The following is a 22,290-nucleotide window of genomic DNA, read 5'->3' as shown; positions in this document are numbered from 1 at the left end:
CTATTTTTTGATTATCCTTGTAATATCATTATAAAAAGCAAAAAACATTAATGATATTAGCAATGCAAGGCCAATATATTGAGCAACCATTCTAACCTTTAAACTTACTGGTCTTCTTATTATCATTTCAATGATATAAAATAAGAGATGTCCACCATCCAAAACAGGTATAGGCAAAAGGTTCAAAATAGCAAGATTTATACTGATTACTGCCATGAATGCAAGCAAGCTAGAAAACCCAGCTTTTGCAGTCTCTGATGCCATCTGAAAAATCATTATTGGACCACCGATATTATCAGCTGGCACAACCTTTTGTATAATTTTAACAATCCCTAAAAGGGTAAGTTTTGTAACCTCATTTGTCTTCTTAAACCCCAAAACAAAAGATTCAAACAGATTATACTTTACTTCTATATAATCACCTTTAGGCATTATGCCTATTAAACCAACATATTTATCTTCACCAAAAATATTTTTCACTTTCTCCTTTTTAGGTACTAAAGTTAAACTGATTATATTGCCATCTCTATCAATTTTAACATGTACCTCTTCTCCAGCTTTGAATTTTATATAATTTCCGATATCTTCCCAAAACTTTACTTTGTGGCCATCAATTTCTATTATTTTATCACCAGGCTGTATCCCTGTTATAGCCGCAGGCATCCCATCTTTTACTTCACCAATAACAGGTAAAAGTTTTTCTATACCAGACATAAAGATGAAAGAAAAAATAATGATAGCAAGTAAATAATTAAATAAAGGACCTGCCAAAACAATAAAAAATCTATACCATACAGGCTTATTTGAAAAAGCCTTATCAGCATCTTCATCACTTACAACATCATCCTCTTCATCTGGATTTTCCCCATACATTTTTACATATCCACCTAATGGGATCAAAGACAAAGCATATTCAGTCTCGCCCATTTTTTTTGAAATAAGTACAGGCCCAAATCCGATTGAAAACCTTAATACTTTTACACCGAACAATTTTGCAAATATAAAATGTCCAAATTCGTGGATAAATACTAAAATGCCAAAAACTAAAATTGCAGATATAATACCCATCAAAACCTCTTTTTTATAAAATCTAATGCATACATTCTTGCGGTTTTATCTACTTCTATAATATCATTGATAGATTTGACATCAACTTGTTCTATTTTTTCAAGAACCGATTCAATTACACTTGGGATATCAATAAATTTTATCTCTTTTTTCAAAAAGCCTTCCACAGCCACTTCATTGGCAGCATTTAATGCAATATAATACACTGCCTTATCATTATTCAAAACTTCGAATGCCAACTTTAAACATGGATACCTTTTAAAGTCCGGTTTTAAAAACGTCAATTTTTCAAGTTCATAAAAGCTCAACCTTTTTGTATCAAGTGTCAGTCTTTCAGGATAACTCAACGCATAAGCTATTGGAACTCTCATATCAGGAAAACCAAGCTGAGCGATATAGCTCCCATCACAAAAAGAGACCATTGAATGAATAATACTCTCAGGGTGGATAATCACATCTAATTTATCAGTTGAAACATCAAATAAAAATTTTGCTTCAATCAGCTCTAACCCTTTATTCATCATAGTTGCTGAATCTACAGTTATTTTCTTACCCATTTTCCAATTTGGATGTTTCAACGCTTCATCAATTTCAACAAATTCAAGAGAATCTATTGGTCGCCTTCTAAATGGACCACCACTTGCTGTTAAAATTATTTTTTCTAAAAATTCTTTTTTATGCCCTAAGATTGATTGAAATATAGCAGAATGCTCACTATCTACAGGTATTATTTTTGCTCCATTTCTTTTAGAAATGTTATTTAGTATGCTACCAGCTGTTACCATAGACTCTTTATTTGCTAAAGCAATATCTATCCCTCTTTGTAAAGCGTGATACGTTGGTAATAATCCAGAAAACCCTACTGCAGCAGAAAGTATAATATCTATTTCTTCATTTTTTATAATATTCAATAACTCATCTAATCCAAATAAGACATCTCCATTATCACTACTATCTACACCTGTTAATATTGCATATTTTGCATCGATATCTTCTTTGAAGTTTAATAATTTATCCTTACTACTATGGGCAGATATAAAAACTACCTCAAATTTATCCTTATTTTTCTTAATTACATCAATTGCTTGAGTACCAATGGATCCAGTGGCTCCAACAACTCCAACCTTTTTCATCCTACCTCACAAAAAAATAAATATAGTAATAGAGAGCTGGAGCGCCAAAAATCAGAGAATCAATGCGATCAAGCATACCACCATGGCCAGGGAATATATTCCCACTATCCTTAACCCCTGACTTCCTTTTAAACATTGATTCCACTAAATCTCCTAAAACTCCTGCTGTAACAACAATAAAAGCGCTAAAAATTATATTTTGAAAGTTTAACTTAAGAAAAACCGTACCATAAATTATTGCAGCAATAAACCCACCGATATACCCTGCGATCAACCCTTCCACACTTTTTTTAGGACTTATAAGTTCGTAAAGTCTTCTTTTTCCAAATTTAATACCAAAAAAATATGCAAAACTATCGCTTAACCATATAATAAAAAAGAGGTAAAAGATATAATGGTAACCTTCATGTCTTAAAAGCTGTAAATGTGAAATCATAAAAGATATATAAAAAACTGCTAAAAATGTTATTGAAATCGTCTTATAAGTATCATCTAAGGGCTTTGAGCCTAAGAGTTTTAATACCAACGTAAAAAAGCATATAATAAATACTGCAAACAGAAAAATATTTAAATCCTTTAAATAAAAGGCAAACGGAATTAAAAACGCACCTATAAAAGTAGGTACCTTTAAAAATTTAAACTCACTTTTTTCTATCAGTCTAGAAAACTCATATGTTGCAATCAATATCACAACTTCCAAAACTAAGAAAAAGTAAAAATCACTGAAATAAATTACAGCAAAGATAAGTAAAGGGATCAATATTAATGCTGTTGCTACCCTTTTCTGTTTTTCGCTCAAAATTCTCCTCTCATAATCTGTTCATCTGTCATCCCAAAACGTCTAACTCTCGATTTATAATTATCCAATGCCTTATCAAACTCTTTCTCATCAAAATCTGGCCATAATACTTCAGTAAAATACAACTCAGCATATGCAAGACGCCACAACATAAAATTGCTTATTCTCATCTCTCCACTTGTCCTAATCAAAAGGTCCACATCAGGGATTTCTGGATTATATAAAAAGTCTTTAAAATCTTCTTCTTCTTTAATCTCTTTTAAGCCTGACTTCAAAATTTTATTTACTGCATCTACAATCTCACTTCTACCACCGTAGTTTAATGCTAGGTTTAATACCATCCCAGAATTATTACTTGATGCATCAATAAGTTTTTCCAACTTAGATCTCGGCTCCTCAGGTATCTGTTCTAACCTCCCAGATACGACAAGCTTTATATTTTTGTCTATTATTTCATTAAACTTTTTATCAATAAATTCATTTAATATTTCCATTAAACCATTTACTTCATCCTTTGGCCTAAGCCAGTTTTCTGTGGAAAAGGCAAAAAGAGATAAATATTTAATCCCCAGTTTTGAGGCATAACTTACAATTTTATTGACAGATTCCATACCGGCCCTATGGCCAAAAATACGCGGCAGGTTTCTCTGCTTTGCCCACCTGCCGTTGCCATCCATTATTATTGCAACATGTAAAGGGTTTTTATCGTTAGTCACTTATAATTCCATAATCTCTTTTTCTTTTTTTGCTGTAATTTCATCAATTTTCTTAATATATTCGTTTGTTAATTCTTGGATTTTTTCTAAAGCTTTCTTTGCCTCATCCTCTGAAATTTCTTTCTCTTTTTCCAACTTTTTAATCTTATCATTTCCATATCTTCTTTCATTACGTATTACAACTCTTGCCTCTTCAGCCATTTTATTTACAAGTTTCATCAACTCTTTTCTTCTTTCTTCAGTCAACGGAGGAATCGGAACCCTGATCATTTTTCCATCATTAGAAGGGTTAAATCCCATACCGCTATTCATAATAGCTTTTTCAATCACTGGTACCATATTGGGTTCCCAAGGCTGAATAGTAACAAGTCTAGGGTCAGGAACTTGAATAGTAGCTACCTGTGGAATTGGAGTAGGGGTCCCATAATAGTCAACTTTAATGTTTTCAAAAAGTGCAGCAGAGGCTCTCCCTGTCCTAACACCTTTTAATTCTTCCTTATAATATGCAACACTTTTCTCCATCTTACTTTTTACTTCTTCAAAAATTTCATTTATCATTTTCACCCTCCACTAAAGTTCCTACTTTTCTGCCCAAAACAATATCTTTTAAATTACCTTTACCAAAAAGATCAAACACTATAATAGGTATTTCATTATCCATACACATACTTATTGCAGTAGAGTCCATCACCTTTAAACCTTTTGTTAATACATCAATATATTTTATTGTATCAAATTTCACAGCATTTTTGTTCTTCATCGGATCAGAGTCATAAACTCCATCCACTTTTGTGGCTTTGATAACTACGTCAGCATTTATTTCTGAAGCTCTCAATGTGGCTGCTGTATCAGTAGTAAAATATGGATTCCCAGTACCTGCACCAAAGATTACAACACGCCCTTTTTCAAGATGCCTTATAGCTCTCCTCCTTATGAATGGCTCAGCAACTTGTCTCATTTCTATTGCTGATTGTACCCTTGTGGGAATTCCTAAAGTTTCAAGAGCATTTTGAAGGGCTAAAGAATTAATAACTGTGGCTAGCATCCCCATATAATCTGCTGATACTCTATCCATCCCTTTAGCTGATTCAGAGACACCTCTAAATATATTGCCTCCACCCACTACTATTCCAATCTGCACACCTAAATCATAAATTTCCTTAATTTCCTGAGCAATAAATTTAACCACATCACCATCTATACCAAAATTCTGTTTCCCCATCAAAGCTTCGCCGCTTAATTTTAACAATATCCTTTTATACTTTGTATTATCCACCTTCACCCTCCAGCTCTTTTTCTGCCTTTAATACATAATTAAAAACAAATTCCTTTTTAACAAAAGGTAATTTCACAATCTCTTTATATTCAATTTTATAAACTTTTTTATAATCATCATTTATAATTTTAATATCACTCTTTTTAATCGGGATATTTAAATCCGTAGCCTCATCCATTAAATTTCTTACAATATTATAATCGGGAAATCTCTTCTCATTATATATAACATTTTCAAATGCATTCTTAAATATATAATATTTTACCCAAGGTTTAGCAAAGAGAACACCCACATATATTAAAATGAAAAATATAGCTAATTTAATTATTAATCTAAACATAATATTCTCCTGTGTTAAATATCAATTTAACACATTTAATGTATAACTTTCAATACCCTATTTAATCTTAACTTAAAACCGTCACGGAAATCCCAAGACCAATAAATTATCCAGGCCTTCCCTTTAATTTTATCTTCCGATACAAAACCCCAATATCTACTGTCATAGCTTGAATCTCTATTATCCCCCATTACAAAATAGTAACCTTTTGGTATAATAAAACTTTCAGTATTATCCCTTGGAGTAAAATTGCCTGGTAATATAAAACTTGATTTATAAATAGCGTAAGGCTCATTTAAAGGTTTATCATTTATATATACCTTTTTGTTTATAAGCTGAAATTTATCCCCAGGTGTTGCTATAACTCTTTTTATAAAATCCTTTTCTGGTTCCACTGGCCATTCAAAAACTATTATATCACCTCTTTTAGGTTTGCCAAATTTATAAGCCAATTTATTAACAAGGATATGATCACCTATCAAAAGCGTATTAAGCATTGAGCCAGAAGGTATTTTATAAGCCTGTATAATAAAGGCTCTGATAATCATTGCAATTACAAAAGCAACAACTAAAGAATCTATCGTATCTTTAAATTTACCTTTTTTAACCTCTTTAACCTCACTGCTCATTTAATCCTCCCCCAATTTTAACACAGCGAGAAATGCCTCTTGAGGTACATCTACTTTTCCAATCTGCTTCATTCTCTTTTTCCCTTCTTTCTGTTTTTCAAGTAGCTTTTTCTTTCGTGTGATATCACCACCATAACATTTGGCGGTAACATTCTTTCTATAAGCCTTCACAGTTGATCTAGCCACAATCTTGTTCCCTATAGCAGCTTGTATTGCCACATCAAACATCTGCCTTGGGATAAGTTCTTTCAACTTATCCACCAATTCTCTACCCTTATAATAAGCATTATCTTTGTGAACAATAATACTTAAAGCATCCACTGGCTCTTTATTTATGAGAATATCCAGTTTAACAAGTTCACTAGGTTTATAACCTGAAAACTCATAGTCAAAGGAAGCATACCCTTTTGTCCTAGACTTTAATTTATCATAAAAATCGATAACAACTTCAGCTAAAGGAATTTCATATTCTAAAATCACTCTTTGCTCAGATATATAATTAAAATTCTTTTGAACCCCTCTTTTATCTTGTAAAAGTTGTAAAACTCCTCCTAAATACTCAGAAGGTACTATTATTGTAGCTTTTATAAACGGTTCTTCTATCTCCTCAATATCACCAATAGGTGGCAAAGAAGCTGGATTGTCAATTTCTAACATTTCCCCATTCTTCTTTTTCACACGATATATTACAGTAGGTGCAGTAGTAATAAGATTTAAATCAAACTCCCTTTCCAATCTTTCTTGAACAATTTCCATATGTAACAAACCTAAAAAACCACACCTAAAACCAAAGCCCAGCGCAGCAGAAGTCTCAGGCTCAAAAGTTATTGAACTATCATTTAAAGATAATTTTTCAAGTGCATCACGCAAATCATCATAATCTTTTGTATCAACTGGATATATCCCACAAAAAACAACAGGCTTCACTTTTTTAAAACCGGGAAAAGGCTTATCTGTAGGTTTATCTGGATGAGTTATGGTATCACCTATATTAACATCCTTTAACTCTTTTATCCCAGCAATAATAAATCCAACTTCACCAGCTGAAAGTTCATCCACATCTGTAGATAGCGGAGTAAATACTCCAACTCTCCCTACTTCATATTCCTTCTTTGATGACATAAAAATTATCTTATCACCTTTTTTAATCTTTCCATCTATTACCCTAACAAGGGTAACAACCCCTTGATAAGAATCATACCAAGAATCAAACACCATAGCTTTCAAAGGCTTATTCAGATCACCTTTTGGAGGAGGAATTTTATTGACAATCGCTTCTAAAATCTCTTTTGTCCCTGTTCCTTCTTTTGCACTTGCTAAAATTGCCTCTGATGCATCTAAGCCTATAACCTCTTCTATCTCTTCTTTTACTTTTTCTGGGTCAGCTCCAGGCAAATCTATTTTATTTAAAACTGGAATTAACTCTAAATCATTATCCAATGCTAGATAAACATTTGCAATTGTCTGGGCCTCAACACCTTGAGAGGCATCTACTACTAAAAGTGCCCCTTCACAAGCTGCCAAACTTCTTGATACTTCATAAGTGAAATCAACATGTCCTGGGGTATCAATTAAATTTAATTGATACCTGTTTCCATCATCTGCATCATAATAAAGTCTCACAGTTTGAGCTTTGATTGTGATTCCACGCTCCCTCTCTATCTCCATTTTATCCAGTACTTGATCTTTCATTAGTCTTTTATCAAGTGCTCCAGTAAATTCTATAAGTCTATCTGCAAGAGTGGATTTACCATGATCTATATGTGCAATAATCGAAAAATTTCTAATAAACTTTTGATCCATAAAAAACCGTTCCTTTATATTTTACTTCTTCCTACACACACATAATTAAATCCAATTTCTCTCATCTTTTTAGGTTCATAAATATTACGTAAATCAGCCAAATTATGATTCCTCATCAAGCTCTTAATTTTTTCCATATCCAGCTTTCTAAACTGGTTCCATTCAGTAACAATTACAAGGCAATCTGCCCCTTCTACAGCGCTATATTCATCTTTACTATATTCAATACTATCCCCAAATATACTTTTTGCATTTTCCATTGCAATAGGATCAAAAGCTTTTATCTTTGCACCATATTTTAACAATTCGTTTATTATAACTATTGATGGAGACTCCCTCATATCATCAGTATTAGGTTTAAAAGCAAGCCCCAAAATTGTTATATTGACATCTTTTAAAGAACCTTCTTTTTTTTCTTTTCCCAATAGTCCCAAAATCTTATCGACCATCAAAAGCTTTTGCCTCTCATTTGCTTCAATTGCAGCGTCAACAACTTTTATATTATAGCCATACTCCTTAGCTATGTTGCATAATGCCAGAGTATCCTTAGGGAAACAACTACCACCGTAACCAGGGCCAGGATGTAAAAATTTAGGGCTTATTCTTCCATCCATACCCATCGCTTTTGCTACTTTATGAACATCAGCACCCACTAGATCACATAAATTTGCTATTTCATTAATAAATGTAATCTTTAACGCCAGAAAAGCATTTGATGCATACTTTATCATCTCAGCTGTTTCAATATTAGTAACCACAAAAGGTGCTTCTCCAAGATAGTGTGCACTATAAATATCTTTCATTATAGCCACTGCTTCATCACTTTCAGCACCAATAACTATTCTATCTGGTCTCATAAAATCGTTGACAGCAGCCCCTTCTCTTAAGAATTCAGGGTTACTAACCACATCAAACCTAAATTTATCACCCACAATTTCTTTTATAATCTTTTTAACCCTTTGACCTGTACCAACAGGGACAGTACTTTTATTTACTACCACTTTATACCCGTTCATATTTTTTGCTATATCTCTTGCCACATTTTCAACATAAGTAAGATCAGCACTACCATCCTCTTTAGGTGGGGTACCAACTGCAATAAAAATAACAAGATTATCTTTAACTGCCTGAGCTACATCGGTAGTAAATTTTAATCTCCCAGCCTTACTGTTTTTCTCAACAATAACATCAAGTCCTGGCTCATAAATAGGTATTTCACCATTATTCAACATATCAATCTTCTTCTTATCTATATCAACACAGGTTACAAACATACCAAATTCAGCCAAGCAAGCTCCAGTAACCAAGCCCACATATCCAGTGCCAACAACCGCAATTCTCATCATAAACCTCCAAATTAATAAACTTACTATTAAGAAAGATCGTTAAAAACTAACCCTGAATCAAGTTTAGGATAGAAATATGTAGATTTTTGAGGCATCACAAGGCCATTTTCAGCTATCTCTTTAACTACCTCTATATCAACACCTTTTACAATAAAAGCTAAAACATCTTTCTCTTTTTCCAATTTTTTTATCTGCTCCATATTTTGAACAAAATATATACCCTCTTTTTTAAGCAGTTTTTCATCAGTAAAACCTAATATTGGTTTTAAAACTGTTTCTTCTAAAACAAAAGTATCAACCTTTCTATAAATCGGATGCAGTTTTTCATATTCCTCTTCTAAAATCGAGATAAAAGCAAATTTCCCATTATAATAAACAATAAAAGAAGGCACATCTGATTCTTTCTGTTTTTTTTCGGCAACCTTAAAATCATCAACTTTTTCAACTTTATAGCTTCTCTTTAATTTTTCAAAAAAATCATCAATTTTATCATTAAATTCAACAACACGATGCGTAGGAAATACCTTCAAACCTTCATCATAAAAATTCACAAACATCATCATAACAAAATCATAAGGTTTTATATCTTCAGGAGAATCACCATTTAATTCACGCATATAATCCCTATATTTAAGAGCCGTTTCGTACCTATGGTGTCCATCAGCTATATAGATTTTTTTATCTTTCATAAATTGTTCAATACTTTTCTTCATTTCCTCATCGCTAATCAGCCATAAACTATTTTTAACTTTTTCATCATTAACTGCTGAAGCTACCGGCATCTCTTTCTTTATGCTGGAAAAAATCTTCTCTAAAAAATTATCTCTATCAATATAAAGACCAAAAATTTGACTAAAATTTGCTTTTGCTGCCTTCATTAAATTGAATCTGTCCATTTTAGGCCCAGATAAAGTCTTTTCATGAGGAAAAACATTACCTTTATCGTACTCTTCCAATTTTAGTAAACCTATAAAACCAGTTCTTACATACTTTTTACCTTCATATTCATATTCCTGCTCGTAAAGGTAAAAAACAGGCTCAGGATCTTTAATTAATATCTTCTCCTTTTTCCACATCTCATACTTTTTAGCTGCTTCTTCATATTTATTTTCACCATCAGGTAAAATCAAATTTACAACATTATATGGGGATCTAAGTTTTAGTACCTCTTTCTGCTCCGGACTAATCACATCATAAGGTGGAGCAATAACCTGCTTCAATAACGTTTTTTCTAAATTGTATCTTACACCTTTAAACGGTTTTACCATGACCACGACAACCTCCTCATTTCAAAACAATTTTAGCAAACTTCTTCTTACCAACCTTCAATACAAACTCTTCATCCTCAATAATCTTGTATATATCTTCTACCCTATTCCCATTTATATAAATAGCACCCTGGGATGCCAATCTTCTTATCTCACTATTTGATGAAACAAAATTTATATTTTTTATAATATCTATAAGTTTCAAACCTTTTTCTAAAGTATATTCAGGCAAGTCATCTGGGATCTCTTTTTTACTAAAAAGCTTTTCAAACTTTTCTCTAGCCTCTTTAGCATCGTTTGTGCTATGGAATCTTGTAACAATCTCAGCTGCAAGAGCTTTCTTTACTTCCATAGGGTGCAGCTTTCCATTTTCTATATCACTTTTCATCCTATTTATTTCATCTTCACTTTTATCAGACAACAAAAGATAATATCTAAACATTAGCTCATCAGAAATAGACATTATCTTGCTAAACATGGTAAAAGGATCTTCTGTAATCCCCACATAATTACCTAGCGATTTACTCATCTTTTGAACACCGTCTAAGCCCTCCAATATGGGCATAGTTATTGCAATTTGAGGTTCTTGGCCATAATCTCTCTGTAAGTCCCTTCCTACTAAAAGGTTAAACTTTTGATCAGTTCCACCAAGCTCAACATCCGCTCTTAACGCTACAGAATCGTATCCTTGAACAAGGGGGTATAAAAACTCATGTATGCTTATTGGTTTGTTAGTTGAAAATCTTTTTGAAAAATCATCCCTCTCAAGCATCCTTGCAACGGTATACTTTGAAGCAAGCTTAATCATATCATAAGAAGTCATCTTATCCATCCATTGACTATTAAATGCCACTTCTGTCTTTTCTGGATCCAAAATTTTAAATACCTGCTCTTTATAAGTCTCTGCGTTTTTCAAAACTTCCTCTCTTGATAGAGCTTTCCTAGTTTCCGATTTCCCAGTTGGGTCTCCAATCATACCAGTAAAATCACCTATCAAAAAGATAACCTGATGCCCTAAATCCTGAAAATGTTTAAGTTTCTGTATCAATACAGTATGTCCAAGATGTAAATCTGGCGCAGTAGGGTCAAATCCAGCTTTAACCCTTAACGGTTTACCTTCTTTTAACGATTTTTCAATCTTCTTCTTTAACTCTTCTTCTACAATAATCTCTTCAGTGCCTCTCTTGATCAACTTTAACTGCTCATCTACAGGTAACAAATCACCCTCCTATTAAGCTATCATTTTTAAATAAGTCTGGATTATATAATCACCAAAAAAAATGTATATAATTGTTGCTAGCCCAATAAACGGGCCAAAAGGGATTGGATACTCCCTATTTTTAAATAGATATATAAAAAAAAGCCCTATGGTAGCTCCTACAAATGAACTCAAAAACAATATAAAAAAAAGTGGTTTATAACCCAAAAATGTACCAATCATAGCAAATAATTTAATATCTCCACCACCCATACCTTCTTTTCCAGTAAAAAGCTTATATACAAAACCTGGTATAAAAAGCAACAAAAAACCTACTAACCCTCCTATCAAGCTTATAATAAGCTTTTTTTGCAATATACCAAAAATTATTCCTACAGGAATCCCTCCCAAAGAAATTTCATCTGGAATTATCCCTGTTTCAAAATCATTATCTAATGCAGTAATTAAATCAATAATTCCAGCACAAATTAGCAAAGAAATTAATACAAAGTATTGCACAAAATAAACATTTAATCCAAATTTGTAATAAAGCCCTACTGTAATAATTGCAGTTATTATCTCTACTAATGGGTATTGTATCGAGATTTTCACTCCACAAACACGACATTTACCTCTAAGCAACAGGTAACTAATCACCGGGATATTATCATACCACTTAATTTTTGAACCACATTTAGGGCAACTGGAGCCTGGAGAAATTATTGATTTGCCATAAGGCAATCTGCTTATGACTACATTAAAAAAACTACCAAAAATTAATCCTAAAATAAAAAAAAATAGATAATCCATACCCTTATTGATTATTCTCTTTTAGAGATACCTCGATTGCAAAAATTTCACCGTCAATTTCAAAAAAAACAGCAATACAAGGGACATTACTAGGCCTTTTTATTTTGTGTCCTTTACCAGTTATCACATTTGGTATAGATATTTTGAATTTTAATCCTCTATCAGTAAAAATTTTTTTAGCTCCACCCGCAATCATATTTATAAGTTCTCCAACTGCATCTATAACATCATCATCAATATCTACCTTTTCTTCTCCAATGAATTTAGAAACTACTTTTAAAGCCAAAGATTCAGGAAAACTTACAACCACAGAACCAACAGCCTGACCAGTCAAACCAATAACACCTGAGATATCGTAACTTGGCTCATCACCTTTTTTCAACCCCACTGATTTCTTTTTAGGTTTTATACCAAGCATTGTCTCAAAAACAGATAACGTTGACTCTATAAATGGATTAATATGCTCAGCTTTCATCTTCACCCCTTATCCCAACAATCACAATTTTATTTTTATTTGCAAACTTTACACATTCATCCTTATCTACTACAAAAGTCTTGTTTGCTTCTAAAGCCAGTATTTTACCTTTATTATCTTTTATATTTTTCAATGTGTCAATACCTACGGTGGGGACATCAAACCTTAGATCTTGACAAGGTTTTGATACTTTTACAATAACTCCACCATTTTTTGCATATTTACACCCTCTTTTTATCGCCTCATCAGTCCCCTCAATGGCTTCAACAGCCATTACAGCTTTATTTTTTACAACTACAGTTTGCCCAATATCAACTCTGCCTATCTCTTTTGCCACTTTAAAACCAAACAAGATATCTTCCATCTCTTGCCCAGTAGGTTTCATTTTCGTCAAAACACCTTCTTCTACCAATAAATCTTTAAAAACATCTGTCTGCTTTAATACAGTAATCCCTCTTTCTTCCAATAACTCCACAATTTTCAGCATTATTGTATCATCTTTCCTATCCTTTAAGCTCATAAGAAGCTTAACTGAAAACATATCAAACTTTAAGTTGCTATACAACAATGACTTATTTATTTTACCTGCAAATAGTACTGATTCAACACGTTCTTTTTCTAGGGTGTCCAATACCTTTTTGGCTTGTCCAACACTAAATTTGTAAATCTTATCGGAAACTCCACTTAAATCAGTATTTATCTCTTCATTAAATGCTATGGTTACAACCTCGTGTCCCATAGCTTTTAGGTTATTAATCGCAATTAAAGGTAAATTGCCATAACCGGCTAAAACTGCAGTTTTCATAGAATCTACTTTCTCAACAGGCTATCTACAGTAAGGGCAACTTCTAATGATTTAAGCTCATGTTCAACCGATACAACTCTGCAAGATCTATTGTCTATGCAGTCAATAAAGTTTTTAATTTCCAATTTTAAAGGGTTATCTTTATACACAAACATTCTTTCTAGAATGTATTCATTTTTATATGTTAGTTCTTTATTACCAAAAATATGCTGACTTACACCCTGTCTATAAATATTAATATCCTGATTAGTATAATCGAGGTATATAAAAGCATCCTCTTGAGCGATACTCATTGTTCTATCTTTTTTTTGCGTAACTCTACTTACAATGATATTTGCCACTGTCCCTTTTTTAAACTTTATATTAACTGATGCAAAATCTGAAAGATTTGAATAAACAGAGCCACCTAATGCCTGTATATCTACTACTTCATCCTCTAATATATTTAAAATAATATCTATGTCATGTATCATAAGGTCTAATATAATACTATCATTTTTCATCCTTTCAGAAAAAGGCCCTACTCTCCTTGACTCAATCAAATAAGGGTTATTAACAATTTTCTTTAATTCCATTACAGCGCCATTAAATCTTTCCACATGTCCAATATTCAAAACCAAATCATTCTTTTTAGCAATCTCAAAAAGTTCTTTTGCCTCTTCTAAATTTGTTGTTATAGGCTTTTCAACCAAAACATGTTTCCCAGCTAATAAACACTCTTTAGCAACTTCATAATGATATTTAGTGGGGACAGCAATTGTCACTGCCTCAACGGAATCCAACATTTCTCTAAAATCTGTATACCCTCTAACACCAGTGAGTTTTGATTGTTTATTAACCTCATCCTCATTTATATCACAAATACCCATCAATTTTACTTCAGGGATTTCATCATAAAGATTTAAGTGGTACTTCCCCATTCTTCCAAGACCTATTAACCCCATCCTAATCATAATTATCTCCTGATGACACCTCTTTTAGATTCTTTTAAAAATTCAACAAACTCCAACCCCTCATCACTTTTTACAAGTTGTGACATCTCATTGAGAGCTTCATTTTTTGTTAACGATTTATCAAGAAATATTTTCAAAAGCCTTTTTAATTCATTCCTTACATCAGAACTTACACCTCTTCTTCTAAGTCCAACAACATTTAAACCATGAATTACTGCTGGACTTCCCTCCACCAAAGTGAAAGGCGGAACATCCATAGTGATTCTGCTCATCCCACCAATCATTGCCATTTTACCAATCCTGACAAATTGATGAACAGCTACAAAGCCCGATATTACAGCCATATCACCCACATGAATATGACCAGCCAATCCTGAATAACTTGTTAAAATAATATTATTACCCAGTTTGCAATCATGAGCTATATGAGAATTTGCCATTATAAAACAGTTGTCTCCAACAACTGTTGTCCAATCCTCCTTTGTTGAGGCACGGTGTATTGTTACAAACTCCCTAATAACACAATTTTTGCCAACTATAAGCTTTGTATCTTCACCTTTATAGCTTATGTCTTGAGGAGCTCCACCCAAATGAGCATTTGGAGAGATAACTGTCCCTTCTTTGATCTCAGTATTCTCTTCTATAACAGCACCAAAACCTATCTTTACATTATCATGTATTATACAATTTTTCCCTATAAAAACATTTGGTCCAATATCTGCTTTTGAAGAAACTTCGGAACTTTTATCTATAACTGCTGTTTTATGTATCATTTTTGCACCATAGCCATAAATTCTGCTTCACAAACAACTGCACCATCAACCTTAGCTTCACCTTTTAATTTCCAAACATCTTTTTTCCTCTTTACAACGGAGACTTCTAACATAAGTTGATCACCAGGTATAACAGGCTTCCTAAATTTAGCATTATCTATAGCCATAAAATAAACCTTTGCATTCTTTTTTTCTTCTTCAGAATAAAATTGGAATGCAAGTATACCACCAGCCTGAGCTAAAGCTTCAATTATTAATACCCCTGGCATTACTGGATTTTCAGGAAAGTGTCCAAGAAAAAACTCTTCGTTCATTGTCACATTTTTCAAAGCCTTTATAGTCTCATTATCCATTTCTAACACTCTATCAACAAGTAAAAATGGGTATCTGTGTGGCAGAATATCTTTAATCATATTAATATCCATTTTCCTTAACCCTCACTTCAAATATTTATCTAAATTCTTTAAAATTACATTCATCTTTAACCATTTTTTATGTTCCATTATTGGGCTTCCAGAATATACTCCAGGCTTTTTCACGTTACCAGGGACCCCAGCTCTAGAAGCAATAATTGTCCCTGAAGGTATTTTAACATGATCTGCTACCCCAGACTGTCCACCAATAATCACAAAATCTCCAATTTCAGAACTACCAGCAATACCAGCCTGAGATACAATAATACAATATTTACCTATTTTAACATTATGTCCAATTTGTACTAAATTGTCGATTTTTGTCCCTTCACCTATTATTGTGTTGCCAAGTGTCCCTCTATCAATAGTACAATTAGCTCCAATCTCCACATCATCTTCAATTAAAACTGAACCCACCTGTTTGATTTTTAAATGTCCAGTTGGAGTATTCACATAACCAAACCCATCACTACCAATTACGCTTCCAGCATGGATAATAACATTATCACCGATCTGCACATCTGAATATATTACTACATTTGAATATATTTTACAATTCTTCCCAATTCTTACATTTTTGCCTATTTTAACCCCACCATCAATAAAGCTATTTTTACCAATTTTCACACCATCATCAATTTTTGTAAAATCACCAATGTAAACTGGAGACTCAACAAAAATATCTCCTAAGATAGCATGATTAGAAATATAATGTTCCACATTCTCGTCTGGATAAAAGAGATCAATTACTGTTTTAATAGCAAATTTTAAGTCATCAACAAAGATATAAGGCAATGGGATCTTTGCCTCTTTTAGTTTTGCATCTACAATTGCAGCCACAAAACCACTATTTTTATCAAGTTTATCAATAAGATTAGATTTCCCAATAAACGTTATACTTTTATCCTTTGGAAAATCAACCGATGCAACATCTAATACTTCTACATCTTCACCACAAAAATCTGCTTTTAAATGTTTAGCAATTTCACTTAACTTCATTTCTTTCTAGCATGCCATTCTTTATTATATCTTTCAATTACAAGACTTGTTATATCAACCTTCCCTGAATTATACAACACGCCAGATTCTCTTGCTTCTAAAATTATATCATATTTTAATTCTTTACCTAATTTTTCCACAACTGCTTTTAAATCGGTAGCAATCTTTGATATAAACTCTTGCTCTTTCTTTTTTAATTCTTCATTAGAATCAGCCACATATCTTTTCAAATCTTTAAGTTTTTGCTGATACTCATCAAGTTTTGCCTGTTTTGCATCCTCAGATAATAGAGCGCTTTGATTATTTATTTCCTCTTGCATCTTTTTTAACTCGTTTTGCTTTTCTGAAATTTCCTTTTGCTTTGCACTGTAAAGCTTCTTCATCTCTTCCACTGCAGCTTTACCTGCATCACACTCATCTAAAGCTTTTTGCATATTCACAACAGCCACTTTAAGCTCAGCATACGCCGAACCAATCAATACAAAAAATATTGCTAAAAACAAAACACCTACTTTCCTCTTCATAATACATTCCTCCTTCTATATTTAATTTAAAACATTCCACCTATAGAAAAATCCCACCTATCAGGTGATTCGCCGGATTTTCTATCCAATTTTTTACCATATTCAAGTCTTAGTGGTCCTATTGGACTAAACCATCTAAAACCAAAACCAGCGGATTTCCTTAAATCATAGGAAAAATAATCTTCCCCATTATCATAAACTTGTCCCGCATCAAAAAAGACAACACCTTTCAGTTTTGCCGATTCTGAAATAGGAAATGTTACTTCTGCATTAAATAGCACATATTTATCTCCACCATAATCATAACCAGTTTCATCTTTTGGCGAAATATCTCCGTATTTAAAACCTCTTACACTATACATCCCCCCAAGACGATACCTCTCATCAACTGGTAGAGGATCATCATCCAACGATTTTAAATAACCAATTTCTCCATGTAGCATCCCTACAAATTTCCAGAAAAGTGGAAAATATTGAGAAGATTCTAGTCCGAGTTTAACAAAATCGTTATCCCCTCCCAATATACCACCAGCATATTTTACAAATATTTTTGATCTATTCCCTCTTGATGGGTCAATAGGGCTATCAAGTGTACTCCAAACAAGTGATGGGGTGAAACTTATTGTAGTTGTTTCACCTTCTTGGTCTTTTATATAGTCTGATGCTGTATCATCTATGTTATAAATCTTAATTTTATCATAAGCGAACCTATAGTAAGCATAAAGTTTACGTTTAATTATAGCATGTCCTAATCTTAAAGCACCACCTTTTGATTTCTTGGTGTACTCATAATAACTTCTCTTCAGATTATACAGGTCAAATCCAAACGTAATAGGTCTATCAAAAAGCCAAGGATTTGTAAAACTTAAAGTGTAATCAGTCCTTTTCGATGAAAATTCTGATTTCAAACTCAACTTATAACCAAGCCCAAAGAGATTATTTTGGGATAACTGTATCGTTCCTACAAAACCGTCTAAAGTTGAATAACCTGCACCTAAACTAAACATCCCTGTAGGCTTCTCTTTAACATCAAGCTTTAAATCTATTTTATCCTTATCAACAGGATCCTCTACTAAATTCACTTCTTCAAAATAACCTGTATTCTCGATATGTCTTTTTGACGCTTTTATTTTTTTGCTATTATATATTTCACCTTCATGTATATCAAATTCTCTTCTAATAACCCTATCTCTAGTTTTAGTATTACCACCTATAATTATCTCATTTATATGAACTAAAACATTTTCCTCAACATTATAAACTATATCAACATATTGTTTTTCATCATTTATAGAAGTATCTGGATCGATATTAGCAAAAGCATAACCTATTTCTGTAAACGCATCAGTTAGAGAATCTATATCTTTTCTAAATTTTTCACTTGAAAAAATATCACCCTCTTTAAGCGAAAGCCTTTTTCTTAATTCTTTATCACTTCTATGAACATTCCCTTTAAACCTAATCTTTCTAACTTTATACTGTTTCCCTTCTTCTATCCTAAATGTTATTGTGATTTTTGTCTTATCTTCATTTAGTTTTACTTCAGGTTCAGCCACTTTTACTCTCATATAACCATTATTCAAATATTTGGCTCTTATTCTCTCTCTATCTAAAGCCAATTCATCTCTTTTGAGTTTTCCACTACCTGTAAGCCACGACCAAAACCCTTTTTCATCAGTCTCTACTATCTTTTTTAGTTCTTTATCTTTATACACATTATTGCCATAGAAGTTGATTTTAACCACTTTTGCTTCTTTTCCTTCATCGATGGTAAAAATTAAATCAACACTGTTATCTTTTCTCTCCTCAATGTCATAAGTAATTTTTGCATTGTAAAAGTTTTCATCTTCATATTTTTTTCTTATCTCCGCTATACTCTGCTCTATTTTGGCTTTATCAAAAGGGTCCCCTTCATGAATCAACAAAACCTCTTTTAATGTATCCTCTTTTATTTCATCGTTCCCTTCGATATAAATTTTATTAATAAAAGGTTTCTCTTTCACAATATATGTCAGCACAACCTTTTCATCTTCAATTGATAAATCCACTTTTACATCTAGAAAAAGACCTGTCTTATAAAGCTTTTTAACACTTTCATCTATCTTTTTCAGATCAAAAGGTTCACCACTCTTTACTGCATAATTAAAAATGGTTTCAACAGGTATTCTATGATTCCCTTTAACTTTTACTTCATCTATTTTCACCGTAGCAAACGTTGAAATTGCAAAAATAAAAAACAGAAAAATAAAAAATATTCTTTTAACCATTTATAGCCTCTATAAGTTTTTTTATCCTAAATGATTCAATTTTTGTTAAATTCTTATTTGCAATAAGCCTTGCAGTAGATTCCATAACTGTGACAACTTCTTTTAAACCATTCTTCCTTAGTGTTTCACCAGTTGAAACTAAATCTACAATTAAATCAGAAAGCCCGACCACTGGAGCCAACTCTATTGAGCCATAAAGTTTTATAATTTCTACAAAAAAACCTTTTTCAAAAAAATACTTTTTAGTAATATTGGGATACTTTGTAGCTATTTTCAAGTTGTGAGAAAATTCACCATCCCAACTATTCAATGCTGCAACACAAAGCCTACAGTACCCAATATTTAAATCTAAAAATTCATATACATCGGAATTTAACTCTTCTATAATATCCTTCCCCACAACACCTAAATGACAAGCCCCTTTTTCCACATAAGTTGGAACATCCATATTTCTTACAATCATAAATCTAATTTTGTTTATATTATCTTCAAAAATCAGCTTCCTTGAATCAAAATCTATACAGTTTGTTGCAACACCTTTATTTACCAATAACTCAACTGTATCGTTAGCCATACGCCCCTTTGGCAAAGCGATGTTAATATAATCTTCAGTCACCATTTTCAACTCTCTTTATTTTTGCACCCAATTTATTCAATTTTTCATCAAACTTTTCATAACCCCTATCGAGATGATATATTCTGTGAATATGTGTTTCCCCTTCTGCAATCAGACCAGCCAATACCAAAGATGCACTTGCTCTTAAATCCGATGCCATAACATGAGCACCACTCAATTTTTCAACACCTGTAACGATAGCAGAGCGGTCTTTTAGCCTGATATTTGCTCCCATTCTTTTTAACTCGGCAACATGCATAAACCTATTTTCAAAAATATTTTCTGTAACAACAGAAACCCCTTCTGCCACCGTCATCAAAGCCATAAACTGTGCTTGCAAATCTGTAGGGAATCCTGGATAAACCTGAGTAGTAATATCTGCTGCTTTTAATTTCTTTTTGCTTAAAATCCTAACAGTTTCATTATCTATATCTTCGATTTCAACACCTATTTCCAAAAACTTTTCAATAACAGTTGTAAGACAATTTTTTGGAACTCCCAATATCTTAACATCACCCCCAGTAATAGCAGCTGCACATATCAATGTCGCTGCTTCTATCCTATCGTTCATTACTCTATAATTAGTTGGAGATAAAGTCTCTTTCCCATAAATTTTAACTGTTTTAGTACCTAACCCCTCAATCTTTACACCCATTTTTCTTAAAAAGTTGCCTAAATCAACTACTTCAGGCTCAATTGCAGCATTATAAATAGTTGTTTCACCCTCAGCACATGCTGCAGCCATCATAATATTTTCAGTACCTGTTACCGTAACTAAATCAAAATAGATATCAGTACCTTTTAGCCTTTCACACTCTGCGATTATATAACCATGCTCAATCTCAATTTTTGCACCCATAGCTTTTAACGCCTTTATATGTTGATCAACAGGCCTCTCTCCGATAGCACATCCACCAGGAAGAGAAACTTTAGCTTTCCCCCTTCTACCCAAAAGAGGACCTAAAACCAAAATACTCGCCCTCATTGTTTTTACAAGCTCATAAGGAGCTTCAAAACTATTACCACCATTATTTTTTATCTTAAGACTATTTTGCTTTTGTTCTGTCTCAATGTTTAAAAGATTGAGCAACTTTGATAAAGTTCTAACATCTCTCAAATTAGGCACATTATCGATAAAATAATCACCTTCAGCTAAAATAGTTGCAGCCATTATAGGTAAAGATGCATTCTTTGATCCACTAACCTCTACTTCGCCACTTAACCTATATCCACCTTCTATTACAAGTTTTTCCAAATCAATACCCTCTCTTTTCCTGATAAATCCTTAACAAGCTCTATATCTTTTCCATAAAATATATTTTTTATCATATCTAATTTATCGCATGGTATCTCAAAAATGATAAATCCATTTTTTTTACATAATTTAGGCAGTTTATACAATAACTTTTTATAAAATTTTAGTCCATTATCATCAGCAAAAAGCGCTTCACTTGGTTCATACATAATCGAATCTTCATACTCACCATTTATATCAACATAAGGAGGGTTGCATGTAATCAGATCAAATTCAATTTTATCTTTAAAAATTTTATCTATTTCTAGTACATCAAAACATACAAACTTTAGCTTTTTATCACTTAAAAGTCTCTTTTTATTTGCTTTAGCTACCTTTAGTGCATTAAAAGAGATATCAACCCCTATCCCAAAATCAATTCCACTATTTTTCATAACAGAAATAGGGATACAACCTGATCCCGTACACAAATCAAGTATAACACCTTTTTTTACTCTTTTAATTGCTTCTTCTACCAAAACTTCCGTTTCATATCTTGGGATAAGCACATCCTCATTTATATAAAAATCCAGCCCATAAAAATTTCTATTTTGTGTAATGTAATTTACCGGATATTTTCTTTTTACCTTTAAAAAAACCTCTTTTACTTTATCATCTATGAGAAAAATATCATCCATATGTAAAAATAGATCGCTATAATTTAAACCAAATAAATAAGATAGTAATTCTTTTATTTGAGATGATGACAAATGGTCAAAACTACTAGATAAATAGTTATAAATATCTCTTAAACTGTAATAATCCCCTTTTAGAAGGGACATTTA

24 protein-coding genes are annotated in these 22,290 nt (G+C 32.4%); all 24 read right to left on the bottom strand.

The window, feature by feature from the left end:
- The 24 genes from rseP to prmC are packed head-to-tail and all read right to left on the bottom strand — an operon-like array spanning position 1 to position 22,287.
- Entirely contained in the window at positions 1-1,068 is a 1,068-nt protein-coding gene (gene rseP / locus DEFDS_RS00630; RefSeq protein WP_013006884.1) for an RIP metalloprotease RseP, read from the bottom strand.
- Positions 1,068-2,201, bottom strand: coding sequence for a 1-deoxy-D-xylulose-5-phosphate reductoisomerase (gene dxr / locus DEFDS_RS00625; protein WP_013006883.1), 1,134 nt, complete (start codon positions 2,199-2,201; stop codon positions 1,068-1,070). The genes rseP and dxr overlap by 1 nt, the downstream gene beginning before the upstream one ends.
- A 1-nt stretch (position 2,202) precedes the next feature.
- Positions 2,203-3,000, bottom strand: a complete 798-nt coding sequence (locus tag DEFDS_RS00620; protein ID WP_013006882.1) for a phosphatidate cytidylyltransferase — start codon at positions 2,998-3,000, stop codon at positions 2,203-2,205.
- The gene (locus tag DEFDS_RS00615; protein ID WP_013006881.1) at positions 2,997-3,716 is read right to left on the bottom strand and encodes an isoprenyl transferase; all 720 of its coding nucleotides are present in this window, start codon (positions 3,714-3,716) and stop codon (positions 2,997-2,999) included. The genes DEFDS_RS00620 and DEFDS_RS00615 overlap by 4 nt, the downstream gene beginning before the upstream one ends.
- Positions 3,717-4,274 carry a ribosome recycling factor gene (gene frr / locus DEFDS_RS00610; RefSeq protein ID WP_013006880.1) on the bottom strand — a complete coding sequence of 186 codons (558 nt, stop codon included), beginning with the start codon at positions 4,272-4,274 and terminating at the stop codon, positions 3,717-3,719.
- Positions 4,264-4,998: a UMP kinase gene (gene pyrH, locus DEFDS_RS00605; RefSeq protein WP_013006879.1), complete on the bottom strand. Its 735-nt coding sequence runs from the start codon at positions 4,996-4,998 to the stop codon at positions 4,264-4,266. The genes frr and pyrH overlap by 11 nt, the downstream gene beginning before the upstream one ends.
- Positions 4,985-5,332 (bottom strand): hypothetical protein, encoded by a 348-nt coding sequence (locus tag DEFDS_RS00600; protein ID WP_013006878.1) that lies wholly within the window; start codon positions 5,330-5,332, stop codon positions 4,985-4,987. Before DEFDS_RS00600 ends, pyrH begins: the two co-directional genes overlap by 14 nt.
- 35 nt (positions 5,333-5,367) lie before the next feature.
- Positions 5,368-5,961 (bottom strand): signal peptidase I, encoded by a 594-nt coding sequence (gene lepB, locus DEFDS_RS00595; protein WP_013006877.1) that lies wholly within the window; start codon positions 5,959-5,961, stop codon positions 5,368-5,370.
- Positions 5,962-7,764, bottom strand: coding sequence for a translation elongation factor 4 (gene lepA, locus DEFDS_RS00590; protein WP_013006876.1), 1,803 nt, complete (start codon positions 7,762-7,764; stop codon positions 5,962-5,964).
- Between the two features lie 14 nt (positions 7,765-7,778).
- Positions 7,779-9,107, bottom strand: a complete 1,329-nt coding sequence (locus tag DEFDS_RS00585; RefSeq protein ID WP_013006875.1) for a UDP-glucose dehydrogenase family protein — start codon at positions 9,105-9,107, stop codon at positions 7,779-7,781.
- Between the two features lie 29 nt (positions 9,108-9,136).
- Complete coding sequence (locus DEFDS_RS00580; RefSeq protein WP_231841020.1) at positions 9,137-10,378, bottom strand: DUF1015 domain-containing protein; 1,242 nt, start codon at positions 10,376-10,378, stop codon at positions 9,137-9,139.
- A gap of 16 nt (positions 10,379-10,394) precedes the next feature.
- Positions 10,395-11,597 (bottom strand): tyrosine--tRNA ligase, encoded by a 1,203-nt coding sequence (gene tyrS, locus DEFDS_RS00575; RefSeq protein ID WP_013006873.1) that lies wholly within the window; start codon positions 11,595-11,597, stop codon positions 10,395-10,397.
- Positions 11,598-11,609: 12 nt separating this feature from the next.
- Positions 11,610-12,386, bottom strand: a complete 777-nt coding sequence (locus tag DEFDS_RS00570) for a prepilin peptidase (RefSeq protein ID WP_013006872.1) — start codon at positions 12,384-12,386, stop codon at positions 11,610-11,612.
- Between the two features lie 4 nt (positions 12,387-12,390).
- Positions 12,391-12,861: a chemotaxis protein CheX gene (locus tag DEFDS_RS00565; RefSeq protein ID WP_013006871.1), complete on the bottom strand. Its 471-nt coding sequence runs from the start codon at positions 12,859-12,861 to the stop codon at positions 12,391-12,393.
- Positions 12,851-13,666, bottom strand: a complete 816-nt coding sequence (locus DEFDS_RS00560; RefSeq protein WP_013006870.1) for an LpxI family protein — start codon at positions 13,664-13,666, stop codon at positions 12,851-12,853. The genes DEFDS_RS00565 and DEFDS_RS00560 overlap by 11 nt, the downstream gene beginning before the upstream one ends.
- A gap of 5 nt (positions 13,667-13,671) precedes the next feature.
- The gene (locus DEFDS_RS00555) at positions 13,672-14,619 is read right to left on the bottom strand and encodes a Gfo/Idh/MocA family protein (protein WP_013006869.1); all 948 of its coding nucleotides are present in this window, start codon (positions 14,617-14,619) and stop codon (positions 13,672-13,674) included.
- A 2-nt stretch (positions 14,620-14,621) separates the two neighbouring features.
- Positions 14,622-15,392, bottom strand: coding sequence for an acyl-ACP--UDP-N-acetylglucosamine O-acyltransferase (lpxA, locus tag DEFDS_RS00550; RefSeq protein WP_013006868.1), 771 nt, complete (start codon positions 15,390-15,392; stop codon positions 14,622-14,624).
- Complete coding sequence (gene fabZ, locus DEFDS_RS00545) at positions 15,389-15,817, bottom strand: 3-hydroxyacyl-ACP dehydratase FabZ (RefSeq protein WP_013006867.1); 429 nt, start codon at positions 15,815-15,817, stop codon at positions 15,389-15,391. Before fabZ ends, lpxA begins: the two co-directional genes overlap by 4 nt.
- A 12-nt stretch (positions 15,818-15,829) precedes the next feature.
- Positions 15,830-16,804, bottom strand: a complete 975-nt coding sequence (gene lpxD, locus DEFDS_RS00540; RefSeq protein WP_013006866.1) for a UDP-3-O-(3-hydroxymyristoyl)glucosamine N-acyltransferase — start codon at positions 16,802-16,804, stop codon at positions 15,830-15,832.
- Complete coding sequence (locus tag DEFDS_RS00535; RefSeq protein WP_013006865.1) at positions 16,801-17,328, bottom strand: OmpH family outer membrane protein; 528 nt, start codon at positions 17,326-17,328, stop codon at positions 16,801-16,803. The genes lpxD and DEFDS_RS00535 overlap by 4 nt, the downstream gene beginning before the upstream one ends.
- A 26-nt stretch (positions 17,329-17,354) precedes the next feature.
- Entirely contained in the window at positions 17,355-19,595 is a 2,241-nt protein-coding gene (gene bamA, locus DEFDS_RS00530) for an outer membrane protein assembly factor BamA (RefSeq protein WP_013006864.1), read from the bottom strand.
- Positions 19,588-20,214 (bottom strand): ATP phosphoribosyltransferase, encoded by a 627-nt coding sequence (gene hisG, locus DEFDS_RS00525; RefSeq protein ID WP_013006863.1) that lies wholly within the window; start codon positions 20,212-20,214, stop codon positions 19,588-19,590. The genes bamA and hisG overlap by 8 nt, the downstream gene beginning before the upstream one ends.
- Positions 20,204-21,466, bottom strand: a complete 1,263-nt coding sequence (murA, locus tag DEFDS_RS00520) for a UDP-N-acetylglucosamine 1-carboxyvinyltransferase (RefSeq protein ID WP_013006862.1) — start codon at positions 21,464-21,466, stop codon at positions 20,204-20,206. Before murA ends, hisG begins: the two co-directional genes overlap by 11 nt.
- A complete protein-coding gene (gene prmC / locus DEFDS_RS00515) occupies positions 21,451-22,287 on the bottom strand; it encodes a peptide chain release factor N(5)-glutamine methyltransferase (RefSeq protein WP_013006861.1) in 837 nt (278 codons plus the stop codon). Before prmC ends, murA begins: the two co-directional genes overlap by 16 nt.
- Positions 22,288-22,290: the final 3 nt, after the last annotated feature.

The organism is Deferribacter desulfuricans SSM1 (assembly GCF_000010985.1).
In the GTDB taxonomy this organism is placed as follows: domain Bacteria; phylum Chrysiogenota; class Deferribacteres; order Deferribacterales; family Deferribacteraceae; genus Deferribacter; species Deferribacter desulfuricans.
This window is presented reverse-complemented; position numbering and strand designations above follow the sequence as displayed.